Origin of the sequence: Schleiferilactobacillus shenzhenensis LY-73 (assembly GCF_000469325.1) — a bacterium.
Taxonomy (GTDB): domain Bacteria; phylum Bacillota; class Bacilli; order Lactobacillales; family Lactobacillaceae; genus Schleiferilactobacillus; species Schleiferilactobacillus shenzhenensis.
In genome coordinates, this window is sequence record NZ_KI271588.1 from 43,211 (window position 1) to 62,264 (window position 19,054).

At 54.9% G+C, this 19,054-nt stretch carries 15 protein-coding genes; 1 reads left to right on the top strand and 14 read right to left on the bottom strand.

All coding sequences use genetic code 11. The annotated features are described in order from the left end of the window. Positions 1 to 217 precede the first annotated feature (217 nt). From L248_RS07065 to L248_RS07120, 12 genes are all read right to left on the bottom strand, one after another. The gene (locus L248_RS07065) at positions 218 to 1,684 is read right to left on the bottom strand and encodes a response regulator (RefSeq protein ID WP_040535449.1); all 1,467 of its coding nucleotides are present in this window, start codon (positions 1,682 to 1,684) and stop codon (positions 218 to 220) included. Beyond that, positions 1,662 to 3,416, bottom strand: a complete 1,755-nt coding sequence (locus L248_RS07070; RefSeq protein WP_022529465.1) for a sensor histidine kinase — start codon at positions 3,414 to 3,416, stop codon at positions 1,662 to 1,664. Before L248_RS07070 ends, L248_RS07065 begins: the two co-directional genes overlap by 23 nt. Next, complete coding sequence (locus L248_RS07075; RefSeq protein WP_022529466.1) at positions 3,413 to 4,027, bottom strand: YesL family protein; 615 nt, start codon at positions 4,025 to 4,027, stop codon at positions 3,413 to 3,415. Before L248_RS07075 ends, L248_RS07070 begins: the two co-directional genes overlap by 4 nt. 134 nt (positions 4,028 to 4,161) lie before the next feature. Beyond that, positions 4,162 to 5,622 (bottom strand): ABC transporter substrate-binding protein, encoded by a 1,461-nt coding sequence (locus tag L248_RS07080; protein ID WP_022529467.1) that lies wholly within the window; start codon positions 5,620 to 5,622, stop codon positions 4,162 to 4,164. A 53-nt stretch (positions 5,623 to 5,675) separates the two neighbouring features. After that, on the bottom strand, positions 5,676 to 6,602 hold the full coding sequence (locus tag L248_RS07085) for a carbohydrate ABC transporter permease (protein ID WP_022529468.1): 927 nt from the start codon (positions 6,600 to 6,602) through the stop codon (positions 5,676 to 5,678). Between the two features lie 15 nt (positions 6,603 to 6,617). Continuing rightward, positions 6,618 to 7,589, bottom strand: coding sequence for an ABC transporter permease (locus L248_RS07090; RefSeq protein ID WP_051999909.1), 972 nt, complete (start codon positions 7,587 to 7,589; stop codon positions 6,618 to 6,620). A gap of 459 nt (positions 7,590 to 8,048) precedes the next feature. Beyond that, a complete protein-coding gene (locus L248_RS07095; RefSeq protein ID WP_022529470.1) occupies positions 8,049 to 8,996 on the bottom strand; it encodes an ATP-binding cassette domain-containing protein in 948 nt (315 codons plus the stop codon). Further along, the gene (locus tag L248_RS07100) at positions 8,986 to 10,089 is read right to left on the bottom strand and encodes an ABC transporter ATP-binding protein (RefSeq protein ID WP_022529471.1); all 1,104 of its coding nucleotides are present in this window, start codon (positions 10,087 to 10,089) and stop codon (positions 8,986 to 8,988) included. The genes L248_RS07095 and L248_RS07100 overlap by 11 nt, the downstream gene beginning before the upstream one ends. 21 nt (positions 10,090 to 10,110) lie before the next feature. Then, positions 10,111 to 11,100: an oligopeptide ABC transporter permease OppC gene (oppC, locus tag L248_RS07105; protein ID WP_022529472.1), complete on the bottom strand. Its 990-nt coding sequence runs from the start codon at positions 11,098 to 11,100 to the stop codon at positions 10,111 to 10,113. Continuing rightward, on the bottom strand, positions 11,100 to 12,599 hold the full coding sequence (locus tag L248_RS07110) for an ABC transporter permease (protein ID WP_022529473.1): 1,500 nt from the start codon (positions 12,597 to 12,599) through the stop codon (positions 11,100 to 11,102). Before L248_RS07110 ends, oppC begins: the two co-directional genes overlap by 1 nt. Before the next feature lie 111 nt (positions 12,600 to 12,710). Beyond that, a complete protein-coding gene (locus L248_RS07115; RefSeq protein WP_022529474.1) occupies positions 12,711 to 14,705 on the bottom strand; it encodes a peptide ABC transporter substrate-binding protein in 1,995 nt (664 codons plus the stop codon). A 246-nt stretch (positions 14,706 to 14,951) separates the two neighbouring features. Continuing rightward, positions 14,952 to 16,109: an ArgE/DapE family deacylase gene (locus L248_RS07120; RefSeq protein WP_022529475.1), complete on the bottom strand. Its 1,158-nt coding sequence runs from the start codon at positions 16,107 to 16,109 to the stop codon at positions 14,952 to 14,954. A 159-nt stretch (positions 16,110 to 16,268) separates the two neighbouring features. Between L248_RS07120 and L248_RS07125 the strand changes: the two genes are divergently transcribed. Beyond that, complete coding sequence (locus L248_RS07125; RefSeq protein WP_040535451.1) at positions 16,269 to 17,246, top strand: DUF805 domain-containing protein; 978 nt, start codon at positions 16,269 to 16,271, stop codon at positions 17,244 to 17,246. Between the two features lie 65 nt (positions 17,247 to 17,311). On the opposite strand, the gene citG is transcribed toward L248_RS07125, so the two are convergent. Both citG and citX read right to left on the bottom strand, forming a co-directional pair. Next, a complete protein-coding gene (gene citG / locus L248_RS07130; RefSeq protein ID WP_022529477.1) occupies positions 17,312 to 18,187 on the bottom strand; it encodes a triphosphoribosyl-dephospho-CoA synthase CitG in 876 nt (291 codons plus the stop codon). Then, the gene (citX, locus tag L248_RS07135; RefSeq protein WP_051999897.1) at positions 18,174 to 18,743 is read right to left on the bottom strand and encodes a citrate lyase holo-[acyl-carrier protein] synthase; all 570 of its coding nucleotides are present in this window, start codon (positions 18,741 to 18,743) and stop codon (positions 18,174 to 18,176) included. Before citX ends, citG begins: the two co-directional genes overlap by 14 nt. Positions 18,744 to 19,054: the final 311 nt, after the last annotated feature.

Genomic DNA, 19,054 nt, shown 5'->3' on the forward strand with positions numbered 1-19,054 from the left:
TTGCTGGATCGTGAGATCTTCGCGCCACGACGTATTCGCCGGAGGTAGCACCTTTCATACTTCCGGGCAACTGCCAGACAGCAGCCAGCCTCCGCCCCCTCTGTACAAAAAAGGCTTGCCCTTTTCAGAACAAGCCATACGGCGTCTAGCGCCAAAGGGACTCTGCGTCCATCTCATATGATATATGATAACCCAATCAGTTGTCCAGCCGCAGGCTTTACACCAGCTGCCGCCCGGCTTGCTCCCGGTATTCCTTCGGCGAACAGCCCAGCTGCTTGCGGAACTGGCGGAAGAAGTAGCCCGTGTTCTGGTAGCCCACCTTCGCCGCCACGCTGCCCACGTCCATCTGGGAGTGGCGCAGGAGGTACTTGGCCTGCTCGATGCGCCAGTCGTTGAGGAAGGCGGCGAAGCTCTTGCCCGTCTCCTTGATGAACAGCTGACCCAGGTAGGTGCGGTTGAGGTGCAGGGAATCGGCGATCTCGTTGAGCTGGAGGGGTTCCTGGTACCGGGCGCGGAGAATATCCAGCACGGCCGCCACGTTCTCGCCGTACTGGCCGGGTTCATCGATGACCAGCGTACTGATTACCGCCGCTACCCGGTCGGCCAGACTGCGCCAGGTACGCTCGCTGTTCAGCGCGGCCACCACCCCGTTGTAGTTGGGCAGCCCGCTCTGGTACTGCTGGGCCACGGTGACGACGATCAGCAGGGCCACCTGGCGAACGTAACTGACCGGTGCCCGGCGTGCTTTCAAGACGTGGAAGATACCTTCAACCTGGGCCAGGAGCACGTCCTTCTGGGCCGTGCGTACGTTGCCCCGAATTTCTTCAATGACCGGTACTGGCAGGTCGGTGGCGGTGGGGGCTTCCGGTTCGGCGAGCAGCGTCAAACCCGTGGTCTCTTGATAGAAATCCAACCGGTGGATGGTCTCCACAACGCGGCGGAAGGCGTCGTGAATGGCTGCCGCCGAATGCACGCTAGGGGCCGCGACCACAGCGGTGCTGGCCGGGTCCGCGCCGGTGGGCAGGTGGCGCAGGATGTGCTGGACCACCCGGCGATTGCCTTGGCAGCACAGTACGAAGCAGTCGTCGGTGGAGAGAAACAGAGGCTGGCGGTGCCCATTGAGAAAGTCGGCCAAAGCCGGCACGGCCGGGGCCATGAAACCGATGACCGTCAAGCCGTTGCCCCAAGCGGCGGCATCGAGACCCAGCACGGCCGCCTCGTGGTCGGTCAAGTGGGCCAATTCCCCGTCCAGCAGCTGTTGCAGCAGGTGCTGTTGGGCCAGCACCAGCATTTGCTTGGACTCGGCCTGGGCTTGAATCTGCGCCGCCACTTTGGCCAGAGCAGCGCGCAGTTCCTTAGGATCCACCGGTTTGCGCAGGTAGTCCGTGGCGCCCAGCTGCAAGCTGGCCTTGACGTAGTCAAAATCCCCGTACCCGGAGAGAACCAAAAACGCCACGCACGGCAGCAATCCTTGGGCTTGCTGCATGAAGGTGATGCCGTCCATCTCCGGCATCGCCATGTCCGAGATGATCAGGTCCACGGCGTGCGTGTGCAAGTAGGCTAACGCTTCCACAGGGGAATCGAAGGTGGCCTGCACGGTGAAGCCGGCCGCAGCCCAATCCACCACTTTCTGCATTCCGCGCAGAATCATATATTCATCATCAACGATGATCACGCGATTCATCACGTTGCGCCACTCCTTTCTGCCTTGGCAACAAAATCGTGGTCATCACCCCGCCGCCCGGCCGGTTGGCCAGGCGCATGGTCGCGCCGGGGCCAAAGAAGTGCCGAAGACGGGCGAAGACGTTCTGCAGACCGATAGACTGGGGCTGCTCCAGCGGCTGGGCGGTGATCGTGGCGTTCACCTGAGTGACGCGTTCCGGGCCGAGGCTGCGGCCGTTGTTCAGCACTTGGATGATCACCTGCTGGTCACCGACGGGATGGGCCTTGACCTCAATCACATTGTCCCGCCGGTGGAAATCGACCCCGTGGGCGAAGTAATTCTCCACGATTGGCTGCAGTGTAAACTTGGGAATTCGCAACTCGGCCAGGGCGGGAGCCAGCTGAATCTGGTAGGCCAACCGGTCCGGGTAGCGCATCTGGTAAAGGTAAACGTATTTCTCGATGAAGCCCAGCTCATCGCCCAGCGTGGTCACCGGCGATTGGTCGGTGTTGTTGCGCATCAGGCTGGCAAAGCTGAAGACCACCTCGGCCAATTCCGGCTGGTCGGCGTCCAGCGCAGCCATCCGGATATATTCCAAGGTGTTGTAAAGAAAATGGGGGTTGATCTGGGCCTGCAAAGCCTTCATGTGGGCGTCCTGCTGGTCGATCTTCAGCTGGTAGATCTCGTAAATGTAGCCGTTGATATCGTCCAGCATCTTGTTTGTGCCCTTCGCCAGAATCTGCAAGTCTTCGTTACGGGCGGGAATCGTCACCCGCTCCTGCAAGTGGCCGGCGCCAACCACCTGCATCTCGCCGACCATGACGGTCAGGGCATGCTGGTAGCGGCGGAAGATGAGCCGCAGCAGCGTCAGCAAAATGGCCAGCACGAGGCCGCCCAGCAGGGCGTACAGGGCAATATTCTGCCCAATTTGGGCATAAACGGCGGCCCGGGCCACCACGGCAAAGACCCGGTAACCGCCGGTGCTCACGTTACCCACCTGCACGAAGTACCGGGGCTTCAGCGTTCGGGCCAAGTCGTCACTGCTGGTGGCGGCTACCGTCTTTTGCACCGCCTGCTGACTCGCGCTGCCCACCCCCGCGCCTTGGTAATGCCACAGCTGTTTGCCATCGTTATCGAAGACCAGCAGCTGCATCGCGGCGGTGTCGTGGAGCCGGCGCAGCTGCGCGGTCACGATGCTGGGATCATAGGTCATGCGCAGGGTGCCCACACCAATCGAGGTATACGGATTGGTCAGCGGGCTGGTCGCCACCAAGGCGTTCGCCAGGGTGTACTTGGTATACAGCCGGCCCATCTTATCGTCCCGGGTGGCAACGAACACTTTCTTACTGGCGGCCATGGTCAGGACGATCCGGGTGATCTGGTCCTTTTGAATCATCATATTCTGCGCCTCCCGGGGCCAGTACCAATATTGATTGCCCCGGAGGCTGTCGTCGATGGCGTACTCAGCGTAGTTCGCCGGCGACTGACTGAAGTACTGCATCAGATTCGCAAGATTGCTCGCCCGGTCGTTGATCTGCGCGGCAAACTGGTCGGTGTCCTGCTGGTGCTGGGCCAGTTGGTTGCCCATCTCACTGACGGCGATGGTGCGCGCCTGCTGGCTGCTGCTCAGCGCGTTTTGCACCCGCACGACGCTGGCGATACCCACCACGAAGACGACCACCGCCGTGGTCAGCCAGGAGAACGTGCGGATGAGCGAACGCAGACTGGTATTGCGGCGGCTGAAGCGGTTCATTTCTTCCCCGCGAGCAGGTCATCCACGTGGGCGAACCAGCGCTGCGACCGCCACACCGGCCATAGTAAGAGCACGGCGAAAGTGAGAAAGGCAAGCAGTCCCGGGAAGAAGCGGGTGACCGCCAGAATGACGACCAGTCCGCCAATCGTCAGCAACGTGGTGGGAAAGTTCTGGAAAAACTGGGCGATGCTCAGGGTCAAGGCGTCCCGCCAACCGACGTCGTACTGGCTCTGGGTCGCCAGCCAGTAGAGGGCGATGACCGCGGTCATGACCATGGCGAAGAGCAGGATGAACTGGATGAGGAGCACCCACAGTCCGGTCAGCTGCGTGGACAGCCACAGATTGTAGGCGAAGACCAGGAGAATCCCCAACACGCCCCAGGCTTCGGCGTTGCCCAGCCAGAAATACTGCTTGAAATACGCCCAGGCACTCTTGAAATGCAATTCTTGATAATCCCAATTGGCGTCCAGGTACAGCTCCACCACCATCCGAGCGGCCGGGCCGACCCCGAATAGGCCCAGGCCCAGGACGGAAAAGGCCAGGAAGTAAAAGTTCAGCAGCAGCAGACAATAAATGCGGACAAAAACGTTTTGGACCGTTTCACTGATCATGGCGTTCTCCCCTTTTCTCTCCTTATTATCGTAAGCGGTTGCGCCGTCGGGGCAAAGAAATATGCCTAGACCGCTTCCCGACAGGCGGGACCCGCTCTAGGCATACCTGGTGCCGCAGGGGCAGCGCAGTCAGCTTATCCCTTCAGGAAGGCGTCGTACTGCTTCTGCAATTCCTTCAGGACTTTGTCGTAACCGGCCGTCTTCAGCTCGGCATCCATCTTCTTGATGGTCGGGAGCGGATCAGCCGTGCCAGTGTTCAACGTGTCGTTGTACTTGCTCATGACGTTGGTAATGTTGGACATTTCTGTCTTAATACTGGAGATGTCGGGGTTGAAGCCCAGCATCGCGGATTGCGGCGTGTTCTTGATGCCGTCGTCACGGGTCTTGATCATCGCGTCCGTGACCGTGTCCTGAGTGTAGAGGATGCGGTTGTTGCCCATGATCCAAGCGCCCAGGTAGTAGCCAGGGGCGTACTTCTTGGTGACCTTGATCTTGCCGGCCTTCTCGTCAGTGAAGTTCCACTGGGTGCCCTTGACGCCCCAGACGAAGTTATTCAGCAGCACCGGGTCGCTGTTCAGCAAGTTCAGCACCTGCATGGCTTCCTTCTTGTGCTTGGAGGTCTTAGAAATGGTGTAGTTCGCCATCTGGGCCTGGGCTTCGCTCTTGTACGGGTCGGTCAACGGCATGGACTTCAAGTCCTTACCGCCAGCAGCGTTCTTCAGGATCGTATCACCGTAATCGAACGGGCCTTGGGTCTGCTCTTGGACCAGCCAGGTGTTTTCCTGGAAGTTATAGCCGGTCGTGGAAGTGGCCGCGTCTCGAGGAATGTACCCCTTTTGGTACCAGTCGTGGAACATGGTCAGGGTCTTCTGCATTTCCGGTGAATCGTAGCGGTTGAAGATCTTGCTGTCCTTGCCGTCTTCATAAACGGCGAAAGGCAGGGAATTGGTCGCCGGATACTCCACGGCCTTCATCGACGCCTTGTAGTTCTGGCCGATGGCGAAGGCCGCGATGTTCGGGGCTTCCTTGTGGAATTTCTCAAAGATCGGGGTCAAGTCGGCGTAGCTCTTGACCTTGCTGATGTCCAAGTTGTACTTGTTCACCAAGTCCATGTTGAAGGTCAGAACGTTGGCCGCATAGACGTTGGCGTTCACCGGGAAGGCGTACAGCTTGCCCTTGACCGTATTCCCCTTGATGTAGGCAGGGTCGATCATGTCGTAAGCCTTCTTGGCGTACTTCTGCATCAGGTCGGTGAGGTCCGCATAGGCCCCCTTCTGGGCGTTGCTGACGTAGTCACTGGCGAAGGAAATGTCATACGGATCGCCGGAGGTGACCATGACGTTGTACTTCTTGCCCCAGTCGCCCCAGCCGATGAACTTGAGGTCCAAGTCCACGTTGGGCAGCGTCTTGTGGATGCGGGCGTTGGCCGCCTTGATCATTTCATTGTAGTTTTTCGGTTTGTCGCCAGGCTGATACATGCTGACGGTGACCTTGTTGCTGCCGGAGCTGCTGTTGCCGCCGGAACAGCCTGCCGCCAACAGCAGGGTACCCAAGATGGCGGACATGCCGACCAGTAGTTTGGTCCATTTCTTCATGATAAAAATGCCTCCTCAATTGTGGTCTGTCTCAATCAATTGCGTTGCCAACCTTATTCCTTCACCCCGCCGATGGTCATGCCGCGGACGAAGTACTTCTGGAAGAACGGATAGGTCAAGGCGATGGGCAGGGTCGATAGAACGACCATGGCCATCCGCGTCCCCTCGCTGGGGATGGCCGCCACCGCAGCGCCAATGGTGGAACTCTGCTGCGCCGACTTGGCCAAGATGTCGATGTTGCTCTGGATGCGCACCAGCAGGTACTGTAACGGCACCTTGGAATCGCTGGTGATATAGAGCATCCCGTTGAACCAGTCGTTCCAGAAGCCCAGGGCGCTGAACAAGCTGATGGTGGCGATTCCCGGAATGGCCAAAGGGATAACAATCTTGCGGAAGATCAAGAGCTCGCTGGCCCCGTCAATGCGCGCCGACTCCACGATGGAATCGGGCACCTGGGTGAGGTAGAACGTGCGCATGATGAGCACGTTATAGACCCCGAAGGCGCCGGGCAGGATCAGCGCCCAGATGTTATCAGACAGGTGCAGCATCCGGGTGACGACCAAGTACGTCGGCACCATGCCGGGGGTGAACAGCAGTGAGATCAGGGCGAACACCGTGAAGAACCGCCGGTACGTGAAGTCCTTGCGGGAGATCGCGTAACCGTACGTGGCGCTGAACAGGGTGTTCAAGCATGTCCCCACCACGGTGATGAAGATCGTGACGCCCAGGGATTGGAGAAATTGGCCGCTGAACGATTGCAGGTACTGGTACGCGCCGAAGGACCAATGCTTAGGCCACAACTGGTACCCGTACTGAACCAAGTCACTCTCCCGGGTGAAGGAAATGACGATGATGAACAGGAACGGAAAGATACAGGAAACTGCGAAGATTGCCAGAAAAATGTTGAAGAACAGGTTGGCACCGGGGCCGAAACTGCGAATTTCGACCGATGACAACTGCTTCTTCTGCCGCTTAGCCACGAAACTCGCCTCCCCTTAAAATAGTGCCGACTTCGGTTCCACCTTGCGGACGATGGCGTTACAGGTCAGGATCAAGGCCGCCCCGACCACCGACTGAACCAGCCCGGCGGCCGTGGACATGCCAATGTCGTTGGTCGTCGTCAATGCGCGGTAGATGTACGTATCGAACGTCTGGGTCACGTTGATTAACGGCCCCGACATGCGCGGTACGACGTAGAACAGCCCAATATCGCTGCGGAAGATCCCGCCGATGTTCAGAATGAGCATCAAGGTCGCCACCGGCACGATATGCGGAATCGTGACATTCTTGATCTGCTGCCACTTGCTGGCCCCGTCGATCATCGACGCCTCGTACAGCGTGGGGTCGATCCCCATCGCCGTGGCGAAGTACAGAATACTGTTGTAGCCGATACCCTTCCAGACCCCCAGGAACAGGATGATGAACGGCCACGGCGCAGGATTATTGTAGAAATCGATGCCCTTGCCGCCGGCCAAGGCGTGGATCATCTGGTTGACGATCCCCTTATCCGGGTTCAGGAACGCATAGACGAAGTATTGCAGCACTGCCCAGGACAAGAAGTACGGGAACAGCATCAAGGTCTGGTACCCCCGCAGCAGCCGCCGGTTGCGCAGCTGACTCATGATGATCGCGAAGAAAATGGCGAAGAAGAAGTTGAGCAGCAGGAAGACCATGTTGTACCCGATGGTGTTGCGGGTCACGATCCAGAAGTCCGCGGATTCAAAGAAGAACTTGAAGTTGTTGAAGCCGACCCACGGACTTTGGAGCAGACCGGCGATGAAGCCGCCCTCGGAATAGGAGAAATCCTTGAACGCCACCACGTTGGCTAAGACGGGGATGTAGAAGAACAAGATCATGAACACGACCCCCGGCAGACAGAACAGGAAGTAGGTCCGGTTCTTGAACAGCCGCCACCAAAGCGTATTCTTGTGGTGCTTCGCTTGCGGATGGACCGGGGCCGACGTCATCGGTGTGAGTTGTCCGGCCATTGTCGCACCTCCCCTCAATAGATTGTGTTTTCCACTTCACAACCATTATTCTAAAGCGCTTGCAGAAACGCGTGAAGGTACAAATCTTAGGAGTTTATGCACAAATGAAAGGTGGCTTGATGGTATGGTTTCAGCTGGATTACGAAGAATCGCTGTTAGCGTGGGGTTCCCCGGGGCGATTGCCAGGACCCGCTGGCTGCACGACACATGTTGGGAATGGACACAAATGCCGGGTGCGGCGGCACCCGAGGCTCAGCAGACAAATTAATATAGCAGTTTTCTGAAACGGGTCGCGGGTCCCACCCGGGTGATGCCTCTGACCCGGCGCAATCCAGAGACGCAAAAAGCACACCGCCTCCCCCTTTGCTGCGGGGACGCGGTGTGCTTTCTACTAATGATACGCTGGTATTGGGTACGCGTCAGAGGTTGGCTGGGCGCTTATCCGGCTAAGCCCGCGAGTTCGCCGCGGTACTTGGCCTCTTCTGCCTTGTTGCACCAAACGAAGTGGCCGGGCAGAATCTCCACCAGAGACGGCTTATCCGTCTCGTAGTGGTGCATGCTGGGATCGTACACGATCAGCTGCTTGTGCTGGGCCAGTTGCGGGTCGGGGACAGGCACGGCCGACAGCAAGGCTTGGGTGTATGGGTGGATCGGGTGGGTGAACAATTCTTCCGTCTCCGCCACTTCGACGATACGACCGTGACGAATCACGGCGATCCGGTCAGAAATGTAACGCACCACCGACAGATCGTGGGCAATGAACAGGTAAGTCAACCCTTCCTCTTCTTGGAACTTCTTCAGCAGGTTCAAGACCTGGGCGCGAATGGACATGTCCAGGGCAGAAATCGGCTCGTCGCAGACTACCAGGTCCGGCTGCATGATGAGCGCCCGGGCAATCCCGATCCGCTGCCGCTGACCGCCGGAGAATTCGTGGGGGTAGCGGTACAGCTGTTCCGGCAGCAAGCCGACTTCCGCCATCATTTGGCGGACTTTCTTCTCGCGGTCCTCTTCAGAGTCGTACAGATGGTAATTGTACAAGCCTTCGGAAATGATGTAGTCGACGGTGGCCCGTTCGTTCAAGGAAGCAGCCGGGTCTTGGAAGATCATTTGAATCTTGCGGTCAAGTGCATGCCGTTGCTTAGCGGGTAATTTGCCATTGATTTGAGCGCCTTCAAAATTCACGACACCGGAACTGGTATCATGAATTCCCAAAACTGCCTTGGCAATCGTAGATTTACCCGACCCCGATTCGCCAACAAGAGAAAATGTTTCTCCCTTGTGGATGTCAAAATTCACATGTTGAACGGCAGTAAGGGCATTTTTACCTTCGCCGTATGTGACGGCGACGTCCCGCAATGACAGAACAATTTCTGGGTTAGTTTGCATCAGCGATATCCTCCGTCTCTGCCCGTTTCATGAAGTCTGATTCCATTTGCTTTTCCATCCGTTCATGCAAATTCTGGATAATTTTTGGCTTTTCAATCTTTGGCGCGCGTGGATCCAGCAGCCAGGTTTGGGCGTAGTGTGTATCAGATATCTTAAACATAGGCGGCTCAGCTTTAAAGTCGGCCTTCAGTGCAAATGGATTCCGTGGGGCAAAAGCGTCACCTTTGATATCGGCATAAAGAGACGGTGGTGTCCCTGGGATCGAGTACAGATTGTCACCTTTCGTCGCAAGCTGTGGCAACGACGACAACAAACTCCACGTGTACGGGTGCCGTGGATCGTAAAAGATTTCATCACAGGTCCCAATTTCAATGATACGACCAGAGTACATTACCGCAATTCGGTCTGCAATTGATGCGACGACGCCCAGATCATGCGTGATGAAAATCATGCTGAACTTGTACTCATTCTTCAATTCTCGGATTAGATCCAGAATTTGTGCCTGTGTCGTCACATCCAAAGCCGTCGTTGGCTCATCACAAATTAAAATTTTGGGATGGCACGCCAGTGCAATAGCAATGACAATCCGCTGGCGCATTCCCCCAGAATATTGGAAAGGGTAATCTGAATACCGTCGAGCGGCATCTGTGATACCAGTGCGAGTCATCAACTGAATGGCCATTTTCTTGGCTTCAGCCTTTGATTTGCCTTGATGCTTGACAATGACCTCACTAATTTGTGAGCCAATCGTGTGGATAGGATCCAGAGATGTCATTGGGTCCTGAAAGATAGTTGCCAATTCCTTGCCGCGATATTTGACCCACTCCTTATCGGTTTTGATGTCGGTCAAACGGGTGCCGTTGTAATCAATCGTACCGCCAACAACTTTACCATTCTGTTCCAACATTCCAGTAAACGTTTTAGTTAAAACTGACTTGCCAGAACCAGATTCTCCCACAATGGCTAACGTTTCCCCATCGTGAAGGTCCAGAGAAACGTGATGGATCGCCTTTAAGGTTTTGCCGCGGACTTGGAAGTTGACGGAAAGGTCATCGACCTTAAGAATCGTTTTGTTTGTGCTTTCTTCACTCATCAGTTTTTCTCCTTTCTTCCATTACATATGTGTCCGCGGATCAGAAGCATCTGCTAGGTTTTGCCCAACGACGTACAGGGAAATTGTCAGTAATGCCAACGTTAATACAGGAAGCCAGAACAGGTAGGGATAGCTTGTCATGTAAGGTGAATACGTGGAAATGAGCCGGCCTAAAGATGGCACGTTCTGGCTCAAGCCGACGCCAACATATGACAAGAACACTTCGTAATCAATGAATCCCGAGAGGGACAGGGATGCGCTTGTCACAATAACTGATGTCAGATATGGCAAGATGTTTCGTGTCACGACACGGAAAGTAGGTGTACCCAACGTCTTTGATGCAATATTGTACTCCCGGTCACGGTACATCATAACGTATACCCGAATACTGTAGGCAGTTCCTAACCAACTTGTGCAGGTCATCGCAAAGATGAGATTCCAGAAGCCGCTGCCCAAAGTGTAAGACAACACAATGATAATCAACAAACTAGGGACATTGCTAATGACGTTGTAAACTTCCAACATCACTTTATCAAGGCGCTTGGACACACCCCAGATACCCCCGACGATGACACCAATCGTTGTCGTGATTAATGTCCCAATAACCCCAATAGAGATGGAGGTACGGGCACCCGCCCAAATGGCATCAAACAGAGATTGCCCATTTTGGTCAGTACCAAACCAATACTTGCTACTCGGCCAATTGTACCGAGCACCTAAGTCGTTGATTTTGCTGACATCCTTTAAACTATATCCGCTGAATAACGGCTGGATAAACGACATTCCCAGAATGAATACGACCAGGACAAGCATCAGTACTGTTACCTTATTGGAAAAGAACGCTTTAGCAACAGAACCCCAATAGGAATACTTAGGCGTATCGATTTTTTCGGACGCAAGCGTGTCTAAAGGAACTTGGACAAAGTCATCGTCCGTAATCAAATCAGAGTTTCCGAGTTTGTCTTCTGTCAATGCTTGAATGCTCCGTTCATTATCAATTGCATCTGCCATTATTCTTCACTTCCTGACGTGGACAATTTAATACGCGGATCGACGATGGACATCAGTATGTCACCGAGTAATGTCGACATGATGGAAATAATCGCAAAGATAAACACCAGGCCAATGACGACCGTGTTGTTGTGATCAGTAATCGCATTAGGCAGCATTTTCCCCATGCCTGGCATCGCAAAGATGGTTTCTGTCATCATCGCACCGCCAATTAAACCAATGATTGATCCAGGAATTCCTTGAACAATTGGAATCGAAGCATTTTTGAAAATGTGTCGGCGATAAATTTCGCGGTCCGTTAGCCCCTTCGCCTTGGCAAACTTCACATAATCAGATTGCTGCTGGTCGATCATATATCGGCGGAACCAAATTACAATACCCCAAATCCCCATCATACCAAGTATAATCGTCGGTAAAACCCATGAGCTGATGGCGCTGGCCCCTTTGGTGGGGAATGAATCCGGTAGACCGAAGAATTGTGATCCTAGGTACCGAAACGCATAAATAAAGGCGAGCCCAGGAATGGAGATAAAGATCGTCACGACAGCCGTGAAGAACCGGTCAAACCATTTCCCCTTCATTCGTGCCATCCCTAATGCAATTGGAATGGCGATTACATAGGAGACAATCAAAGCAACAATTCCTGCTCTGAACGACGTACCAATCATGGATGGGTCTTGGTTGACTTGGTCTGTGTTAGTGTAGTCGTCCTTATATCGGTCATATGCCATCTCGTCACGGTGTGCTCGAGATTGGTACTGGCGTGTGTAGACATTGTCAGCCGTGTTCATAACTTGGCCATTGGGAAATTTGTACTTGGTAGAAACCGTCTGTCCCTGCCTGCCTCCAATTACTTGGGTAACGCTGTTACCAGCAAAGGTGGGATAGGATGTACCTAAGTCAAACTTAAGGATATTCTGGTGGATATACGGGAAGCTCCCGTTGAAGTAGATCTGGTAACGATACTTCGTCCCTGAACCAACAAGGGCCCAACCCACGGTCTTGTCATTTTCAATCTTAAGGTATCGTGCTAAATTGGGATTCTTGGAATCATGGATCTTCCAAGGACTGTCAATCTGAATTAGGCTTCCATAGAAGCGGCTGACTCTTTCCCAAATCGGCAGTTCTCGCACTGCGTAGTAGTTTTTGCTGACTTGATAGCGATGCAGTGCGTAACCATTTTGCTTAGCCCAGTCTTGAAACAACTTGGCATTGGTTGCGGTATGTTTGGCGGTTGCTGTCACATCAGGATGTGCATTTTCCACTTTACTAATGAGCCCCTTAGTGTCCACATAGTCAATATAGTTCATTTTGTCGTATGCAGTCTGCTCATAGTCAAGTAAATTGTCTGGGTTAGAAGCCATTTTTTGAATGTTCGGATCCTGCTTGAATACATCTCGGCGGGGCACCATCGTATAGATGATGATATACGTCAACGTGGTTACCAAGAAGATGCTCACGATCGACCGCAAGATACGGAAGAAAATATACTTTTTCATTCTGGTAATCCTTTCTAGTGATGAAAAAGAATGGGGAAAGGGCCATGCCAACTTGGGCTAGCTCTTTCCCCAAACCGTGAGGTCGTTAAAGTGTTACCTCTGAATCAGAGCCTAGTCGTTAGTGGCTGCCTTTTTAGCAATTTCAGCACGCTTTGCACTCCATGCTGCCTTTGCCTTCGCTTTCTGAGCTGCTGTGACTGGTTCTTTCTGAAGCTTAGTAAACTTGTACTTGTTGCCTCCTAAACCGGACCAAGAGAACGGTGCAGTATAGGGAACGACCTTGGTAACACCGGGTGCGCCACCACCGGAATAAATTGGAATTTGAATGCCCATGTCTAACAGGTAAGCTTCAGCCTTGGCAAAGGCGGCATAACGTGCATTCGTATCATTTGTAATTACTTCTGCCGCTTTGACCAGTGCTGCATATTTGTCCATCCCAACTGCTTTTTTAGCATCAGCGGTTTCGTCCTTGCCCTGAACGGTTGCAGATGCTTCCAAACCAATTGTGTTCAACATAGACCCAGTAGATGGATCATAGATATCCAGATAAGTGGACGGATCGTCATAATCTGGAGACCAGCCCGAAGCGTTACTGATATCGAAGTCGCTTGCTTTACCAGTTGTTGCTTGGTAAGTGGCAGCCAGATACTTGTCTTCAGAAGCGTATTGAATGTCAATTTGAACGTTGTCTTTACCCAAGCTCTGTTCGATGGAGCTCTTCAAAGACTTCACAGCGTTAACTGAATTTTGGGCTTTTTCTTCCACTGGAATGTCTAAGTGAATCGGGAAAGAAACGCCTTCGGCAGTCAATGCCTTCTTGGCTGATGCAATTAATTCTTTAGCCTTCGTAGGGTTATATGTGGCATCATGACCATCTGCCAGATCAATATCTTTGTAAGTGGACGGATCCAGCGACTGTAGATCTTTCTGTAAAACAGTTCCATACTTCTGACCGTTAATCGTCACGAAATCGGGCGGTGTCATTTCATTCCGCAGAGACTTCTTGGACCCAGCCTCACCAACGGACTGGGCATTATATGCAGCCTTGTCGAAACCGAAGGAGATAGCCTGACGGAAGTCTTTGTTCAAAATGGCCTTCTTAGTATCATCTTTGGCTTTCGTGGTTTTCTTATCCGTTAAGTTATACGTCTGTCGGGATAAGTTGAAAGTCAAATTGTATACTGCTGCGTCTTGATCAGACCAGACAATGTTGTTTTTGCTTTGCTTTAATACTTGCTTATAGCCCGGCAGATTTGGATAAACTCGAGACGAATCAATTTCGCCCTTCATAAAGGACTTGTATAACCCATCGGGATTAGAGCCATCGTTATAAGTGAGCTTCACTGTCTTAATATTGACGTTCTTTTTGTCCCAATAACTGGGGTTAGCCTTTAGCTCGATAACGGACTTGGCAGTAAAGTTGGCCAATGTATAACCACCATTGTACAGGATACTGCTTGCCTTCATTGAACCAAAGTCTTTGCCCTCACTGCTGAGGAACTTGGCATTTACCGGGAACAAAACACCATAAGTCGTCTTAGAGTTCCAATACGATTCCGGCTGATTCAACGTATATTGCACCGTGTAATCGTCAACCGCCTTGACACCAACTTTGGAGAAGTCCTTTTGTTTACCAGTAACATAGTCGTTCAAGCCCTTGATTGAGTTCTGAACTACATAAAGTGTCTCCGACTTAGCAGCCACAGCGTGCTTTAACCCAGTTACAAAGTCTTGTGCTTTTACTGTTGCAACTTTGTTTCCCTCACTGTCAACCCAGCTAACACCTTTACGCAGCTTGTAAGTGTAGGTCAATCCATCTTTGCTCACCGACCAGGACTTAGCCAAGGCAGGAATCAGCTCGCCATATTTGTTGTTTTCGAGCAAGCCATCAACAAAGTTAGCATAAATACTGCTGTTTGTGGCCCGTGAAGATACCGTGTAATCCAGTGTAGTTGGATCAGTGCCATAGACGTTATTGTAAGTAGTTACGCTTGTACTCGCGCCGCTATTGCTACTGCTGCTCGCATTAGACGACTTATTGCAGGCTGCTAACAACGTTACTGCGGCAAGTGCAGCAATGATGAGCCCTTTCTTGAACTTCCTCATACACGTCAACCTCCGACATGATTTCTAGCTTGTCTGCGCAGACAACCTTTTAGCTCCGTGAGAGCTTTCTTAAGAATTAAGTCAAAGTATACGGCTTTTGGCGGAGATGTCAATAGGCTTTTCGGTCAATTTCGCTGACGATTTGCCCATTATCCCACTTTTCACGTGGGTAAACGTTTTCATTTTGTTTTCAAGCAAAAAAATACCCGACCAAAAATGGCCGGGTACTCAGATTCTTGCTTTTTCTCATTTTTCGGGTGACAAGAACGCCGTGAACAGTTGCGGATACAAGTCGCAAAATTGCAGGTACATGTCCTTGGGGACAAACTCGTTCACCTGATGCGCCGTGGCGTTACCCGGGCCAAAGACGATGAATGGAAAACCCGGGCCTTTCCCGGCCAACAGATTCGAGGCATCGGTCACTGGCGGGATGCCGCCGCGCTTTAATTCTTTGCCGCTGGCTTGCTGACCCAGCTTCGCGGCCAGATCAGCCAGCCGCGAATCTCCTTTGACTGCTCGGGACGGCTGGGACATATACACGTCCATGTCGATCTGGGCGCCGCTTTCTTTCTGAATGGCCACCAGCCGCTTGAGTTCTTTCTCCACGCGGTCGTTATTCTGTTCTGGAATCGTGCGCACGTTGACTTCCGCGGTGGCCAGGTCTGGAATCGAGTTGACCTGGTGCCCGCCGCTGATGATCGTCGTATTGAAGGTCAAGGGCCCGAGCAGTTCATTGGTCTTCGTGTTCATCTCCCGGAAGAGGTGGTTGCCGTCCTGGAGCAGCTGGAGCAGCGGATCGATGGCGTTGAAGCCGTCTTCCGGCATGGAGCTGTGGGCTGCCCGGCCGTGGGACGTGAAGCGGATGTCCATCGACCCTTTATGGGCGTGGGCCACGTACCAGCCGGTGGGTTCGCCAATGAGCAACGCAGCCGCGTCCTTCATGTACCCATCATCTAACAATTGCTTGGAGCCCAGTTCGCCGATTTCTTCCCCCATAGTCGCCAACAGCCGAATCGTTCCGTGCTGGGGCTGGCCCTGGGCGTGCAGTTCAATCATGGCGATGACCAGCGCCGCCAAGCCGCTCTTCATATCGGTGGCCCCGCGGCCGAACAATTTGCCCTGGCGCTCGGTCAAGGCGAACGGGTCGCTGTCCCACTGGCGCTTGTCGCCCGGGTCGACCACATCCATGTGGCCCGACACCGCCAGGACTGGCTGGCCGCTGCCGATTTCTGCCACCAGATTCGCCCGGTCACCGCTGACCGGCAGGATCTTGCTGGTGATGCCGTGATCCGCCAGCAGCTTCTTCAGATACTGGGCCACCTGAACCTCGTGATCGTTCACCGACGGAATGGCCACCAGATTGTGCAAGATCTGGAGCCGTTGCGCCTCGCTAATTTCTGACATTGAATATCGCCCTCCCATACCTCTATTGTAGCGTTTTGGGGCGCCTATGACGCACCGGCCCAACGGCCTTACATTGTCGTAAGACATGGGCCTTCTGTATTGCACCGGCCCGCCCCGGCCGTCACAATACTAGGTAGAAAGAAAAGGGAGGTGTTCCCCGTGAACACGCAGCGCGGCTTCGTTGCCGCCTTCAAAGATTATTGGTTCCGGGCCGGCGACTTCCGCGGCAGCAGCCGGCGCGGGCAATATTGGTGGATCGTCTTAATGAATGTACTCGCACTGGTTGCCGGCATCGGCATCATGGTCGCCACGATCCTGGCCGTGGGCGTCAAGAACGAGATTCGCCCCGGCATGCCGCTGGCCCTCTTCGGCGGCACCGTCGGCGTTATTCTTGTCGTGCTCTTCACCTGGTATCTCTACCAAGGTTTGCCCCAGCTGACGGTGACCATCCGCCGCTACCGGGACGCCGGTGTGAGTCCTTGGGCCCTGCTGGTCACACGGCTGGCGCCTGCGGTGATCATGTTCATCGCCCCGAGCCAGGGCTTGGCACAGTTGCTCAGCGGCCTTCTGCTTCTCGCCGACCTGGTCATTACGCTTCTGCCGACCCGGCACCCCGTTCCCTTGTGGGCGACCCGGCCCAATGAAGACAGCCAGCACGTGGGCATCCGCGGCGCCTTCGTGGATTTCTTCCGCCGCGGCGGCGTCTTCAGCGGCCGCTCCAGCCGCTCCCAATACTGGTCGATCGTGCTCCTGAGCATCATCCTGGGCATCGCCACCACCCTGGCGCTGGCCCCGACGCTGCTCTTTTCCTTTATCAGCGGCTCCAGTTCAGCCAGCGGCAGCAGTTCCGCCGGGATGGCCTCTAACCTCCTGTTCCGGGTGCTGCGCTTCTACGGTATCCTCCTGAGCGCCACCAGTATCCTCAACCTGCCCCAGCTGACCATCACCGTTCGCCGCTTCCGCGATGCCGGCGTCAGCCCCTGGTGGTACGGTGCCCTCTGGGCCATGCAGAGCGTCGTTGCCCTGGTGGTCGCCCTCAACGAGAAGCTGGCCTTTGCCTGGATCGTCTACTTCATTCTCTTCATCGTGGAGATCATCATCCTCGCCCTGCCGACCAAGCACAAGAAGTATGTTTAAGTGAGAAAGGGACCCAAAAGGCCGTCCGAACGCGCATCACGGCGTGTCTGGACGGCCTTTCTGATTTAATCAGTTTGTGCGAACGGCAACCAGTCGAAGACCAGTACCAAAAAAATCGTGAGGATCAGCAGGTCGGCACTGCCGCCGAGGCTGAGGTGGCGAGCGATGAACTGGGCGTCCAGGTCGGTGAGAAACTGCCGGCCCGCTGCCGTCTGCGCGCCGCCGAGGCGGAAATACGCGGCGGCCTGGGCGTGGACCCAGGGCACGATGGCCGCAGTCCCCGCCCGCTTGATGACATTGCTGTCGCGGGTGTGGGCCACGATCACCATGAACGTGTCCAGCAGGCGGGCGTTGCGGTCCCCCTGGGCCTGGTCCCGCAAGAACGGCAAGGCCCAGTCGGTCACCGCCGGGAAACCGGCTTCGGCCTCGCCGCGAATTCCGGTGAAGCCATAATGCAGGTACTCCCGCTCACCCGCCGTCAGAGCCGCCGGGTCCTTGCTGGCCACACCAGCAAAGTCCGCCGCCGTCAACCCCTTCAGCATACCCCGTACCGTGGCGATGATTGACGCGACCGTGAGCGGCTCTGGGCGATGGGTATCCGTCCAGCTGGCCGCGGCGACCAGGACGCCCAGCGAAAACACAGCCCCCTTGTGGGTATTCACACCCTTGGTGGCGGCGAACATGGTCTGTTCCGCCGTTACCCCGAGAGGGCGCAAGGCCGCAAACAAGGTCGGCAAATTCTCAGCAGTGTCGGTGCGGCCAAGGGTTGCGGCTGCCGCAAAATACGGCCGCAGCGCCGTCGCACTGTCCACAAAGGTAAACACATCCATATCCCGGTGCGCCCCGGCACTGACCGGGTCCACCAGTCCCGGCTTAGGATTCACTAAGACTTCGTAGAGCAGCGCCCGTTCCGCTAAAACGGCCCAATCACGCCTGGGCATGAACGTCCTCCTGGGCGGCCGGAAATGCTGCCCAGTACCGCCGGCTGATCTCCGCTTGAAGCTCGGCGACACTATGCCGCCGGGAACGGGCACAGTCCTTCGCCGGCCGCCCACAGATCAGGCACCGGCGCGCAGGGAACCCCAACGCCGTCCGGGACAGCGGCCGGTCCCGAGTCGCCGCCGTCAGCGCATCCGCATCAAACAAGCGGCCCAACGCCGTTGCATCTTCAAACTGCACCGCCAACCGTTTCACCTGGTCAGCAGGCAGCGCCACGACCCAAAACGCCTCCGGCCCCGTGGGTTGATGCCACGTCGCCGCCACTGTCACGGCCGCGGCTGGAAACAGCGCCCGCAACTGCGCCAGCCCCGCCGCAAACAACCGCTCCAGCGCCGCATTATTCTTGATCGGCCCCGGAATATTCAGCTTCGTCGCCAAAATCGTCGCGTCCGGATGGTCTGCCATCAACCGTTCCTGCAACACCACCCGCGCATCCTTATTCGCCAACACAGCCATAATATCCTGCGGCGCGCCGCTATCAAAAATCGTCTGACTCATCGGGGTCCCTTCTTTCAATTTCTATATGCTATGTGCTATGTACGAGACTGGCCACTGGCTGCAAAACACTGCCAAGAGCAATCAACCCAAAGCAGGCAGCATCTTTCTCCTGTTCCAGTCTCGACGATTCCTATCTTACGATACGGGTTTGCTCATTCTGGATCCGGGTCCTGCGATATTAATCCTACCGGTCAGAACGTAGGCAATTTGGCCCCGGAAGCTGGCGGGCGTCAGCCGTGAGATTGGACACGTGACAAAACTTGCCTGGGCGCCGTGCCAAAGCTCCGCAAGCTCCGGCAAAACGGGCTGGA

Bases quoted from the DNA above. Each gene is read 5' to 3' on its own strand.
- L248_RS07065 (WP_040535449.1), bottom strand. From the start codon at position 1,684: ATGAATCGCGTGATCATCGTTGATGATGAATATATGATTCTGCGCGGA.
- L248_RS07070 (WP_022529465.1), bottom strand. From the start codon at position 3,416: ATGAACCGCTTCAGCCGCCGCAATACCAGTCTGCGTTCGCTCATCCGC.
- L248_RS07075 (WP_022529466.1), bottom strand. From the start codon at position 4,027: ATGATCAGTGAAACGGTCCAAAACGTTTTTGTCCGCATTTATTGTCTG.
- L248_RS07080 (WP_022529467.1), bottom strand. From the start codon at position 5,622: ATGAAGAAATGGACCAAACTACTGGTCGGCATGTCCGCCATCTTGGGT.
- L248_RS07090 (WP_051999909.1), bottom strand. From the start codon at position 7,589: ATGACGTCGGCCCCGGTCCATCCGCAAGCGAAGCACCACAAGAATACG.
- L248_RS07095 (WP_022529470.1), bottom strand. From the start codon at position 8,996: ATGCAAACTAACCCAGAAATTGTTCTGTCATTGCGGGACGTCGCCGTC.
- L248_RS07100 (WP_022529471.1), bottom strand. From the start codon at position 10,089: ATGAGTGAAGAAAGCACAAACAAAACGATTCTTAAGGTCGATGACCTT.
- oppC (WP_022529472.1), bottom strand. From the start codon at position 11,100: ATGGCAGATGCAATTGATAATGAACGGAGCATTCAAGCATTGACAGAA.
- L248_RS07110 (WP_022529473.1), bottom strand. From the start codon at position 12,599: ATGAAAAAGTATATTTTCTTCCGTATCTTGCGGTCGATCGTGAGCATC.
- L248_RS07115 (WP_022529474.1), bottom strand. From the start codon at position 14,705: ATGAGGAAGTTCAAGAAAGGGCTCATCATTGCTGCACTTGCCGCAGTA.
- L248_RS07120 (WP_022529475.1), bottom strand. From the start codon at position 16,109: ATGTCAGAAATTAGCGAGGCGCAACGGCTCCAGATCTTGCACAATCTG.
- citG (WP_022529477.1), bottom strand. From the start codon at position 18,187: ATGCCCAGGCGTGATTGGGCCGTTTTAGCGGAACGGGCGCTGCTCTAC.
- citX (WP_051999897.1), bottom strand. From the start codon at position 18,743: ATGAGTCAGACGATTTTTGATAGCGGCGCGCCGCAGGATATTATGGCT.